At 41.1% G+C, this 13,431-nt stretch carries 8 protein-coding genes; 4 read left to right on the top strand and 4 right to left on the bottom strand.

Going from position 1 to position 13,431, the window contains the following annotated elements; all coding sequences use genetic code 11:
• Positions 1–5: 5 nt before the first annotated feature.
• The 4 genes from BSCG_RS02035 to BSCG_RS02050 all read right to left on the bottom strand — a co-directional run bounded on the left by BSCG_RS02035 (position 6) and on the right by BSCG_RS02050 (position 4,550).
• Positions 6–890 carry a hypothetical protein gene (locus BSCG_RS02035; RefSeq protein ID WP_032849846.1) on the bottom strand — a complete coding sequence of 295 codons (885 nt, stop codon included), beginning with the start codon at positions 888–890 and terminating at the stop codon, positions 6–8.
• Between the two features lie 395 nt (positions 891–1,285).
• Complete coding sequence (locus BSCG_RS02040) at positions 1,286–2,815, bottom strand: pectate lyase (protein ID WP_004320967.1); 1,530 nt, start codon at positions 2,813–2,815, stop codon at positions 1,286–1,288.
• A 118-nt stretch (positions 2,816–2,933) separates the two neighbouring features.
• Positions 2,934–3,752, bottom strand: coding sequence for a LytTR family DNA-binding domain-containing protein (locus tag BSCG_RS02045; RefSeq protein ID WP_004309417.1), 819 nt, complete (start codon positions 3,750–3,752; stop codon positions 2,934–2,936).
• A gap of 3 nt (positions 3,753–3,755) precedes the next feature.
• Positions 3,756–4,550, bottom strand: a complete 795-nt coding sequence (locus BSCG_RS02050; RefSeq protein ID WP_004301517.1) for a LiaF transmembrane domain-containing protein — start codon at positions 4,548–4,550, stop codon at positions 3,756–3,758.
• Between the two features lie 347 nt (positions 4,551–4,897).
• On the opposite strand from BSCG_RS02050, the gene BSCG_RS02055 reads away from it, so the two are divergent.
• From BSCG_RS02055 to BSCG_RS02070, 4 genes are all read left to right on the top strand, one after another.
• Complete coding sequence (locus tag BSCG_RS02055) at positions 4,898–8,155, top strand: SusC/RagA family TonB-linked outer membrane protein (protein WP_004301515.1); 3,258 nt, start codon at positions 4,898–4,900, stop codon at positions 8,153–8,155.
• A 25-nt stretch (positions 8,156–8,180) separates the two neighbouring features.
• A complete protein-coding gene (locus BSCG_RS02060; protein ID WP_008777423.1) occupies positions 8,181–10,088 on the top strand; it encodes a RagB/SusD family nutrient uptake outer membrane protein in 1,908 nt (635 codons plus the stop codon).
• Between the two features lie 15 nt (positions 10,089–10,103).
• Positions 10,104–11,981, top strand: a complete 1,878-nt coding sequence (locus BSCG_RS02065) for a DUF5123 domain-containing protein (protein WP_008777422.1) — start codon at positions 10,104–10,106, stop codon at positions 11,979–11,981.
• Between the two features lie 84 nt (positions 11,982–12,065).
• The coding region (locus BSCG_RS02070; RefSeq protein WP_008777421.1) for a pectinesterase family protein at positions 12,066–13,431 on the top strand (1,366 nt) is incomplete at its 3' end.

Below are 13,431 nucleotides of genomic sequence, written 5' to 3'. Positions count from 1 at the left end.
CTGTTTTAAAATTCTGAAACTTCTATTGTAAACGGTTGAGTGGATGTACTCTTATACATGACTGTGCGTACCGAAGGCCACGGCTCGTCCAAGTAATTCTCATCCGTAATTTTCATATGTACGGTAGAACGCTTGGAAGACTCAAAGCCTATACCGGTATCAAGAGGGCTGATGATGCGATTCACCTCCTCGCCTCCTTTCAGATATACCACATCTATAGATGTTCTGGAATCTCCATTCACTGTGGGAAATGAATAAACGGAAGCTCCAAAGCCGGTAGAAAGATTAGTGGAGATAGTCACATTTTCTGTAATACATTCTTTACTCTTTACTTTATAGCCTATTGCCACATTTGTAAAAGTGACATTCAACTGGTCAAAACGAGTGATAGCACTCAATTCCTCCTCCGTCTCTTTCGGCTGGAACACTGCTTGCCCGACTAAACGTTTCAATTCTACGTTGAGCGAACTGACCGAGTTATCTGAAGTAAAGCCTACGACATCCGAAATATAAACCGGCTTTTGAATATGAGCATCCTGATAAACTACCACTTTGGAAAGACTATCTGTATCCACCAGATGATCGGCATTTGCCACGATGAAGGTTTGCAGATTTTCTCCTAAAGGAAGGTCGACTTTTAAATCTCCATTATTTAAAGGGAGATTTTTTCCATATACCATGGAATCTTGCAGGTAGACATAAACACCGACCTCTGTAATTCCATGTTCAGCAAAAGTTTCAAGACTAGCCCTACTGAAAGAAACGCCAACCGGGTGGGTTTCGGGCACATTGGGAAGTTGTTCATTCGGTTTCCATTCATCATCCATTTGCTGTGAACAAGAAGAGCAAAGCAGAAATGACAGAAGAAATAAACTTGCTAGATGTTTCATAAATATTAGTTTATATATAATTTAAAGATATACAATTATTAAAAGAATAAAAATTCTATGCCCTTTTTCTTTAAAAGGCGGATTCAAGCCTAAGGAGGATTGGCTATTATAAGTGCTGGCTTCATGTTTCTCATTTGTTTAGATTTTCATTGTACATTAATGATGTTTTTCGCTAGAGTGATTTTTTTGTTCTTTCACCAGTGCAAAATTGAGGATTAAGCAAGAGAAGATAGAGTAAGATTTAGTAGAAAAGGAGTAAAAAACGGACTGGGGTAAAAAAGTGCCCCTCTGGTATAGCCATGCACAAAAAAGATATGCCCTTCAAATGTTATCATAAAACACCTGAAGGGCATATCATCTAAATTCTCCGCATTGAACGGGGAATTGCTGATTACCTATTTGTTCTGTGCATCGACTATATGTTGCACCAAACTATTCAAATATACCTCAAGATTCGTATATTGTCCATTCGGATCTTTCGTTTTTGTATTTCCATCTACGGGATTATTCGGATCAAGTCCGTTTTTTATTTCCCACTCATCAGGTATGCCATCACCGTCCGAATCTACCGGTGCCGAAAGACCTGCTATTGATAATTCCGGCCAGGGAGAATCGCCTGTGTCTTTGGGGCTATTGATAAATCCGGGTTTATTTCCTTCTCCGGTGAAAGTTGCCGTTCCTTTCCGGGTGTCGGAAATGATACGTTTGTCTACTTCATCACGATAATTACAGCAACCTGCATAATTCATCACCTGTTCATAAGCCTTGTCAGCCGAATAAGTAGTGATTACTCCAAAATCAAGAGGTTCTTTCAGACGGATAGATTCTTTGGCATCTTCTGTCCAGAGGAAATCTACTTTTTCATCATTCTTCAACTGGGCATAGACTCCGTCCGTCCAGTTATCGGCAGTAACTTTGTTGTTACCTTCTATCTTATTTCCATCAATATAGAAAGTTCCCCATTTCTGCAGGTAAGGTTGAAAAGCCAAGTTCTTTTTGGGTTCTCCATCAACGTAAACATAAGCTTGCGGATAAACTCCGACTTTGGCAATACGATATTGCACCTGTTTGGAAGCCTGTTTTGTTGCCGGTCCCGGTTTATAATAGTTATTGACGATATTGACATGCTGATCTTCCCCGCCATAGCAGCCGTTTCCAGCCCAGTTGTAGAAAACATTATTCCGGATATCAACACATTCGCCAAGAGCTAATGTAGAAGGACGAGGGCCCAGACGAGGCACGCGACTCTCACAGTGAGCGATCAGGTTATGGTGATAAGAAGCTTTATGTCCTCCCCAATTGCCTCCATATCCATGTGCCCCTTTTACATGAGTCGCTTTTCTTAATGCTTCAGAGCCAATACACCATTGTACCGTAGAGTTTTCCATACCATAAACGGAAAGACATTCATCTACACTCCAACTGACAGAGCAATGGTCTACCATAATATCTTTCTTATCACAGCCGCCCAACCCATCGGGTTCTTTCCCACTGGCTTCTCCGGGGCGGAAACGAAGAAAACGGATAATTACATTATTAGAATTAATAGAAAAGCCATAATCAGCCAGACAGATTCCTCCGGGAGAAGTCTGTCCTGCAATGGTGAGATGATCTTTCCCTGTTCGTAATTCCGATTTCAGATGAATCGTACCTGCCACATCAAAGACAATCGTTTTAGGTCCATTTTGTTTCAAAGCCCAACGTAAAGTCCCCTGCGAACCATCGTCTTCCAAAGAAGTCACATGATACACTTTACCACCACGGCCGCCTGTCGTGTATCTACCGTGTCCTTCAGCTCCGGGAAAAGAGATCACTCGATCTTCCCGGCCGCCTGTCTCCTGTTTTTCGGGTATGTCATAGGAAAAGGACATCATTCCTCCCGCAACCATTGCCAGCAGACAAACATAAACTAATTTTCTTTTCATTTCCTTATTCACATTATTAGATGATGGAAACAAAAGTAGTGGAAGCTTTTCATTCTGACATTCATTTTTTGACCGATATGGGGGAAAAATCAGTTTTTATGATAAGATTGAACAAATTTTAGATCCCCAGCCGCTCTTTTAATAACCGGTAACCGGAAAGACTTACTTTAAGTTTCACGCCAGTCTTCAATAACAACTGATAAGTTTCTTTTCCAAAAAGCTCGACCCGCGAAATTTGTGTTACGTTGACAATCGTAGAACGATGCACACGCACAAAAGTATCAGGAGACAGATGGGTCTCAAAATATTTCATAGTTTGTTCTTTCAGATATTCTCCGGTAGGGGTTATCAACATTACATAATCTCCACAGGCTTGTATGTAGATCAGTTCGTCTGTCTTTACCAGATGAATGCGGGAACCGTCTTTCACCGTAATGCGATCTATTAATTCTGTCTGTGGTTCTCCTTGTTGTTCGGTCACAGTTAGCTGATGTGCAGCCAATTCTTTATCCAGTTCCTGATTCTGTACTTCTTCTTTAGTTACAATCAGGCGATACCATAAAGTAATGGCAATCAAGGTTGGCAGTCCGAACAATAACCGGAAAGGTATGGTCTGCGCAAAAGGAATATAGGATATGCCTACAATCCTCACCATGATATCACAGATCATAAAACTACCCGCCAGCCATAACAGGCTTCCAACGATTATCATGATTATATCCGTCTGGAACAACGAAACAAGACCGACCACAAACCAGGCCAAATAGGCTATGGCTGCCAGCCAACCAATTGTTGCCACTCCATCTACCAGAGCAGGAAGATAGTCGTTTCCGGTATATCCACAGACTAAAACCACCTGTGTCGCAACCAGAATCAACGCCAGCACCAGCATCGGAATCCAGCGGAATGGATAATCTATTATCGGATGTGGTTTCATACGCTAGTCTTTAACTTCCAAGCCTCCGAAAGAAAGCGTTCCACGAATGACCAATATATTCTCCTTGTTTACATTCCCATTTTGCCAGCGTTTGTCATCACATCCTCCAAAGAAAGCATTGCATTTGAAGACGACTGTCCAATCCGACGGGACATAAATCTCGACTCCTCCCCAACTGCAATCCAAATCAATATAGGTTTCTCCCGGTGCAATATGGGTATGGCGAAGATCAATAGTCGTCCCCCCGAAAGAGGTACGAATCATAGCTCCTTTAAACAACTCATCAAGTACTACGTGACGTGCAGCTCCCCAGACATTCTCCGAACGCAAAAAGCCATCTACTGATTCCGATTGTTGTTGCTCACTCTCAAAGTTCATGCCGGGTCTACCCTGATGCATCTTCATCCATTGCCGACGATGTTCCATTGTATGCTGACGAGCCCATTGCGCCCTCTTATTTCTGCCGGGTTTGAAGATAAATAAAACACCTGCTATTATCAGAGCGAGGGGCCACACCATTGCCTGTGAATTTTCCGGTAACCAGGAAAGTCCTCCTATCAGAAAATAGACACCCGCCAGAAAAAGGATGATTCCACCGATGAAATGGCGGCGAATCATTGCATATATACCTAATAATATAAGGAGTGAATGCCAGGATACGATCAAATCAAATACTTCTGAAGTTATCCATCCCATATTACGGGCAAACAGTAGAATCCCGGAAAGGATAAAAAGCAAAGCTATCAGTATTTTACCGGAAAAGCCTGTAGCACGGGGAAAATTTTGTTTCTCTTCCATTGTTTCTATTATTAATTGATTAATGGTTCAAAGATACATCATTTCCCTATGCTTCCACAGGCTTTTCAGTTGATTTACGGTATAAATTCCGATGAATGCCGGATAAAAACCGGTGAAAAAATCAATTTATAAATCTCTGATTCGTATATTTGCCGGCCTTTAGAACACAAATAACACCCTTCAAAGCTAATAACTACACCTCGCAACAAACTAAAAAACAAAAAATACGAGGTGAAAAACAAATATTGCACATCACTATATCTTCATTCTCATACTTTTGTAGCGATGAATGAACTCTCATCGGGATTTTTTATGAAATATCAAACAACAACCATTAATTAATAAACATGCAAAGAATGTCTAACAAAGTGAAAAACATGCGCTCCTTATTGCTAATACTATTTTCAGCAATATCGCTTAGCGTATCTGCGCAAACGATTACCGTAAAAGGTAACGTGAAAGACACCAGCGGAGAGCCTGTTATTGGAGCCTCTGTTGTAGAAAAAGGTAATACTACCAATGGTACGATTACAGATTTAGATGGTAATTTTTCTATTAAAGTTGATGGCAAAAAAACATTGGTTATTTCATACATAGGTATGAAAACTCAAGAAGTAGCCGTTCAAGGTAGAAAAACAATTAATGTACAAATGGTCGACGACTCGAAAGCTTTGGACGAAGTCGTAGTAATTGGTTACGGTACGGTCAATAAAAGAGATTTAACCGGTTCTGTAGCCTCTGTTAGTGCCAAAGACTTAGCTGCTATACCAGTAGCAAGTGCATCTGAAGCCCTTACCGGTAAACTTGCCGGAGTTAGTGTTACTACTACTGAAGGTTCTCCCGATGCAGATATAAAGATCCGTGTTCGCGGTGGTGGTTCACTATCACAGGATAACTCTCCTTTATATATTGTAGACGGTTTCCCTGTTTCAAGCATTAGTGATATCGCTCCCTCGGAAATTCAAAGCATCGACGTATTGAAAGATGCTTCTTCCACAGCCATTTATGGTGCCCGTGGTGCAAATGGTGTAATCATCATTACTACCAAGAGCGGAAAAGAAGGTAAAACGCAAGTAGACTTCGGTGCTTCTTTCGGTTTTAAACAGGTAACCAAACTGACTGAAGTCTTGAGTCCTTACGATTTCGTTGCTTATCAGCGTGAAATCGGTTCTCTGGATTATGGAAACTTTGCCGATATGGATATTTGGCGTTCTATTGATGGTACCGATTACCAAGACGAGATGTTCGGACGTACTGGAAACCAGCAACAATATAACATTAATGTAAGTGGCGGAACCAAGCAAATGACTTATAGTGTCAGCTATGCCCATAATGAAGAAAAAAGTATCATGCTTAATTCCGGCTTCAAAAAAGACAATGTAAATGCAAAAATTAAATCAGAACTGAATAAATGGATGACACTGGACTTTAACGCCCGGTTAAGTTACTCTACCATTGACGGTTTAGGTGGTGGTGCTGATACCAATGAATCCAATGCTGCCAATTCAACTGTGGCTAATGCTACCGTATTCCGTCCGGTTGATTCACTTAAATACAGTGATGACGACGAAGAAAACAGTTCGGCACAACAGAAATCTCCATTGGAACGTCTGCTTGCAACGGATAAAACCCGCAATACTTTCAACCAGAACTACAATGTAGGTTTAAACTGGAAACCATTCAAGAACTGGACATTCCGTTCCGAATTCGGATATGGATGGAAGTTTGACGATACAGAACAGTATTGGGGAGTAGATGCAGTATCTAATTCTAAATATGGATATAACGGTCAGCCACAAGCCTACCTGTTGAGAGAAAAGACGATGAGCTGGCGTAATGCCAACACATTGACCTATGATAACAAAAAACTGTTCAAAGGTCGTGATAAACTCAATGTATTGATCGGACATGAAGTAAGCAGCAGCCAAAGGAAATCAATAGAAAATGTATCTGTAGCTTTCCCTGTTACTATGAATTTCGATGATATGAAAGCAAATATGGGTTCGGGCAAAGCTTTAGCCAACCAATCTACCATTGCTGCAAAAGAAAACATATTATCATTCTTTGGTCGTGTGAACTATACTATGATGGATAAATACTTGCTTGCTGTTACAGTACGTGCAGACGGTTCGAGCAAGTTCGGTTCCGGAAATCGTTGGGGTGTTTTCCCGTCAGCAGCTTTGGCATGGCGTATCTCTGACGAGGCTTTCATGAGTAACACTCAAGACTGGCTGTCAGCTTTGAAACTACGTTTAAGCTTCGGTACTGCCGGTAACAACCGTATCAATTCCGGTTTGCTTTCCACCACTTACTCTTTGGGAGGTAATGATGCACGCAATCCTTTCTTCAACGGAGAAAGCACTACCATGTTGGAACATGGAACGAACTTATACAACCCCGATTTGAAGTGGGAAACAACAGTCACCCGTAACATCGGTATTGACTATGGATTCTGGAACAATCGTATCTCCGGTGCTATCGACTTTTACTGGAATACAACCAGAGACTTATTGATGCGTACTGAAATTCCTTCTCTCTCCGGATATAACTATCAGTACAAGAACTTCGGACAGACATCCAATAAAGGTGTAGAATTGTCTGTTAGTGCTGTTTTATTTGATAAAAAGAATTTCTCTTTGAACTTCAATGCCAACATTGCTTACAACCGCAACCGCATTGATAAACTGAATACAGACTCTCCCTGGCAAAGTAGTAACTGGTCAGGTAGTACAATGGCCAAATACGAAGACTTCCGCGTAGAGAAAGGCGGACGTTTGGGTGAAGTTTGGGGATATAAGACAAACGGTTATTATACTGTATATGATCCTGTCACCAACCCTACCGGCGAACTGGTTTGGGCAGGTAGCGAATGGGGATTAAAAGACGGAATGCAAGATAACAGTCCTACTATCACCGGTGGTAAATACTATCCGGGTGGTTTGAAACTGGAATGTGATAAAGATGGTAACCCTCTCAAACAACGTTTGGGTAACACTATCGCTCCTACAACCGGAGGTTTTGGATTCGATGGTCGTGTAGGTAATTTCGATTTCAATGTATTCTTTAACTACTCTCTCGGAAATGTAATTGTCAATGGAACAAAACTGGCAGCTTCTTTCCGTTCAGGTTCAAGAACCGGTTATAACTTAAACAATGATTTCAGATTGTCTAACCGTTACACATGGATTGATCCGGAAACTGGTTTGAACCTGTCGTCCAGCTCTACAGATGTCCTCAATACCTATGGAGACATGACAACAGCAGGATTACGTCTGAATGAAATAAACGCTAACGCCAATATGTACAATCCGGCCAGCGCTACTACCATGCAGCTGACTGATTATGCAGTAGAAAAAGCCTCATTCCTGCGTTTGAATAACATTACTATCGGATACTCTCTTCCGAAAACAATTGTAAGGAGAGCGTTTATGCAGAATGTGAGAATCTATCTGACAGGATATAACCTGTTCTGTTGGACTAACTACAGCGGAGCAGACCCTGAAGTCGATACAAGCAGTAAGAAAAATGCGATGACTCCGGGTATAGATTACGCCGCTTATCCTAAGAGCCGCACATTTGTGGGTGGTATTAACGTTACATTCTAATTAAAACATTAAACAGATTGATCGTATGAAAATATATAAGACATTATTCCTGGGGCTGGGGTTAATTGCCCTGTCTTCCTGTTCGGACTTCCTGAATCAGACCTCACCGTCTGAATTGGATAATGAATCAACTTTTAATAATGCCTATTATACAGAATTGGCACTTAATAAAGTTTACGGCAGCCTGACGCAAGACCAGACTTATTCTAACTTCCTACCTATCATTGCCGGAACCAATACCGACTGTGAACTGATTGACGGTTTGGGTACGGATGCAAGCAACACGTCCAGCGAACGTGGTAATATGAACTACAACGCTAATCCGGGATGGTCACAACTTTCCAAAGTATGGGATGCCATGTACGGAGTAATCGAGAATGCGAATCTGGTAGTAGATGGTATAAACAATAGCCAACTGATACAACAAGCAGGAGCAACCCGTACCAGCATGATGAGATTCCGTGCAGAAGCGATGACATTGCGTGCGATGATTTATTTCGATCTGATCCGCTTGTTCGGTGATATTCCTTTCAAAACAGAATCTTCCAACAGCGACCTGTCTAATGTTTACATTGGAAAGGCAGATCGTGACGATATCATGGATGAATTGATAATTGAACTCGAGGAAGCTATCGGATATTTACCTTGGGCTGGTGAAGACGGTCNTACAACCGAACATGTAAGCAAAGGCTATGCTCACGCTCTCTTGGCTAACATTGCAATGACACGTGCCGGATATGCTATCCGCGAACAAGCTAAAGACGGATATATCACCGGAGATAACAGTGACGCTACTTATCCTACTCAACGTTGCAGCGATACCAAACGTAGAGAACTATTCGAATTGGCCGAAAAACATCTGGCAGCTGTTGTCAGTTCAGGAAAACATAAACTGAATCCTTCTGTAGAAGAATACTGGCGTTTAATAAATATCGGACAACTAGATCAGACTTATCAAGAAAACCTGTTCGAGATTCCAATGGGACTAAACAAAAGTGGTGAGCTGGGATATACTATCGGATATCGTATAAACGGTGCCAGTTCCCTATTTGGTCCGAAAGGTAACTCATCCGGTAAGTTGAAACTGACTGCTCCTTATTATCTGTCATTTGGCGAAGGAGATATCCGCCGCGATCTGACTTGTGCTATTTCACAACTTTCTACAGACAAAAACACCAAAGTATTTAAAGAATATATGTTAGGAAATGCTCCTTTCGGTCTTTATTGTGGAAAATGGGATTATCGTAAGATGATGGAAAACTCTGAATGGTACGCAGCTGTATTGGCCAGCGATCAGAAAGTTTGTTCCGGTATCAACGTAGTGAAAATGCGTTATCCGCAAGTATTGCTGATGTATGCCGAAGTTGTGAACGAACTTTATGGTAAGGGTGCAACAGCCGAAGGTTGTACATTAACAGCCACAGCAGCCCTGAAAGAAGTACACGACCGTGCTTTCACCGATGCAACCAAACGTGATGCTGCATGGACTGCTCTAATGGGAAAAGACTTCTTCGATGCAATTGTTGACGAAAATGCATGGGAACTGGCAGGAGAAGGTGTTCGTAAGTTCGACCTAATCCGTTGGAACCTGTTGAGCGAAAAAATAGACGAATTCAAAAACGAATATACAAATGCAGTGTATAATGGTACATATCCACAGTATGTGAACTATAAATATCGCACGGACAATCCGATGTATATCGATATGACTTCTCTCGTATTTGGAGCTAAAGTAGGTGGAGAATATGAAAACAAGAGCTTTTTCGGAGCTGAAACCAGTGACAAGGAGCAAAAGAATCTGAAAGTAAACTTGCCTAGTATTTCTGGCGGATTGAACAAGGCTGTGAAGAATCGTTATTTATTGCCGATAGCTTCTACAACCATCTCTACCTCAAACGGTAAATTACATAACTCTTATGGTTATTCGGATTAATCTTAAAATCGTAAAATGATGAAGAATATAAAAAATATATTGGGAATGGGAGCTTTCATGCTCCTGACCTCTTTGGCTGTATCTTCGTGTACAGAGAAAAGTGATTGGGATATTGACTCTTCCTATAGCCGTCCTTTCGGAACTGATGAAAACGGAATCAGTGTAGAAACAGACAGTAAAGTAGCCAGAGCGGTAGTAACTTGGAGCTCAACATCCAATACCGACTATTACATTATCGAGATTAGTCCTAACGAGATGACTGACGAAACTCCAATGGGATCAGAAGAAAATGGAAATATCGTTTATGGAAATGATCCTGCCAACCGGATCAAGCAGTCACCTTACACAATGGATAATCTGGCGGTAAATACGACTTATTATATGCGTATCAAGTCTATTTCCGGAGAGAAGGAATCTCGTTGGGTAAATTATAAAAAGACTTTTGCTTCAGTTAAGGAAGAAGCTATCCTAAATATTCCAACTACTGAAGACTTACCTGAAGGTCAAGGAAAAGTACGTATGTCATGGGAAGCCGGATTAGCAGTCGATCATTTCGAAATCATGGAAACGGGTGCCACAGAAGCAACTTCACGTGTTATTTCGTCAACAGAAGCTGCCGCAGGTGAAGCATGGGTTGAAAATTTGAAGTCATTCACTGAATACACGATTACTATTTATAATGGAAATAATCCGCGTGGTTCACAGACTGTTACCATCCCTGGTTTGGAAATCGAATCTACCATCAGTGATATAACAGCAAATTCAGCTGTATTCTCATGGGAAGAAACGGTGGATGTAGATGAATATGCTTGTGTTCTTTCTACCGAAGGAGTACCTGAATCAGGAACCCAATTATCACCAGCAGATATTGCTGCACATAAGGTGGCAATCACAGGTTTGGCTTCCAGTACGGAATATACGGCTTATGCTTTCGCAAACGGCTCTATATGTTCTCGTATCACCTTTACAACTAAGAAAGGTAAACCGACGGGGTATACTGAAATGACATGGGAAGATGCCCTTGCCAACTGGGATAATCTTTCAGGAAAAGTATTAATCAATGTTTCCGGAACAGAAGGATTTGCACAAGAAAAAGAAAGCATTGCTGCTGGCGTGACTCACCTTATTTTCTGGGGTGACAGTCAAGACGGACAGGTTAATATGACTATTAAAAAAGGCATAGGTGCCAGCGGAATATGTGATAAAGTAGAATTCCATAATCTGAATATTACCGATGAAGGAAATGCAACCCTTATTTATCAAAACGGTGCTTCAGGTTGCATCAAAGAAATAGAAGTTACCTCGTGTACAATTACCAATATCCGTGGTATCGTTCGTATGAATGCAAGTACAAGTAATGCTATGTCTGTTACTATTGACGACTGTATCATCAAAGGATTGGGAAGAGCAGCAACATCCAATCATTATGGATTACTTCTTTCTGACAAGGTAACATTAACAACTCTCAATTTAGTGGTTTCCAACACTTCTATTATTGTATCCAAGGGAGCTTCTGCGTCTCAATTCATAAGACACAAGTCAGGACAACCCGGTACAATAACAATCAAAGATTGTACATTCTATGATATGTCAGCAAGTGATGCTTTCTGCAGAGATACAAAAGACATGACAATAACTATATCAAACACCCTGTTTGCCAAAGGTGGAGTTAAACCTTTCTACAACACAAGTTCCGTAGCTACAACCCTGAACGTAAACGGCTTGTATAAGGCTTCTGACTTTTCATTTGTTACACCCGACTGGGGAAAAGACTATACTAGTCTTCCTCTGACTTCCGATCAGCTATTCCCTAATGGTTCAAGTGAAGATTTGACTTTTGGAGCAGATGTTCCTGAAGAATACAGAGTCGGTGACCAACGTTGGAACAAATAACTAAATAAAACTACAAGGTTTTCCGTCAAGTCTGGAATTTGCATTTACTTGACGGAGAATCTTCTCTAAAAAGCAACAGATATTATGAATACAAATTCAATCAATACAATAAGTAAATACTTACTTCTGTTCTTGTTGATTCTTACAGGTGCTTCCTGTAATGACAACGATGATGCAGAAGATACAAGCATCCCTGTTCTGATTTCACAGAATATCAATGATGGTGATGTAGTAGGTCCGAGCGGATATGTAGAACTGACTTTCAGCAAAGCTATGCGTCAGGCTCCGGATACAGAAATCTATTTCAACGGAGGAGTAGTGCGTGTATCCATCAACTACGAAAAAGTACGTTATACCTTCTCTGGTATGGAAAACAAAGAATGTACTTTCGAAGTTCCTGCCGGAGCATTAACGGATATGCAGGGAAGAGCTTACGACGAAGACTTCTTTTTAAGCTTTACTGCCAAATCTGAAATTTCGGGCGGTGGAAAAGTATTCGATGCAATTGTTGATTCAAAAGGGAATGGTGATTACACTACTCTCCAGGCTGCAATCAACGCCATCACTACCCCACCTACCAGTCCTTATAAAATCTTCATTGCCAACGGAACTTATAATGAATGTGTCCGGATCAATAAGAATAAACCATTTGTTCATTTAATCGGTGAGAGCCGTGATGGTGTTAAAATCCAGTTTGCAGTAAACCGTGTAGATGATTCAAGTAATGCTACCTCATGGCCTTATTCTATTTTCAACGAAAATTCACCAGCCCGCAAAGCCGGATATAGTGAAGACCAAAACACAGTAGTGTTGATTGAAGCCACAGACTTTTATGCTGAAAATATTTCAATCATCAATCTTTATGGTGCATTCTCAAATCGTCACACTGGTGGTTTAGGTAAAAACGGACAGGCAGAAGCCTTGATAAACCGTGAAGACCGCTTTGCTTTGAATAACTGTTTGCTTGTCTCCTACCAGGATACATGGTGGACCCGTTATTGGAACAATACAACCCCTCATCGTGCATACGTTTATAACTCATGGATTGAAGGTCATACAGATTATATCTGGGGAAGTGGCGATGTACTTATCGAAAACAGTACATTCTATAATACAGGCAATGACGGTGGTAGCGTTATAACTGCTTCGCGTACCAGTGAAAGCGATAAATACGGATATGTTATAAAAGATTGTACGGTAAACGGTGATGATACAAAATTCTCATTCGGACGTTCCCAAGCCACAACCACGAAAACTGTCTGGATCAACACCAAGTTGAAAATGGATATTATAGATTCACACTGGGGATATGGTGGACAAGTACCTACACTATATGCTGAATATAACACTATCGACAAGAATGGAAATATGATTGCGGAAAGTAAAACAATCACCTCCGGAAACGTTTCCTTCACTAGTTCAGTGCTAACAGCATCCGAAGCTGCTAAAT

Origin of the sequence: Bacteroides sp. 2_2_4 (genome assembly GCF_000157055.1) — a bacterium.
In the GTDB taxonomy this organism is placed as follows: domain Bacteria; phylum Bacteroidota; class Bacteroidia; order Bacteroidales; family Bacteroidaceae; genus Bacteroides; species Bacteroides ovatus.
This window is presented reverse-complemented; position numbering and strand designations above follow the sequence as displayed.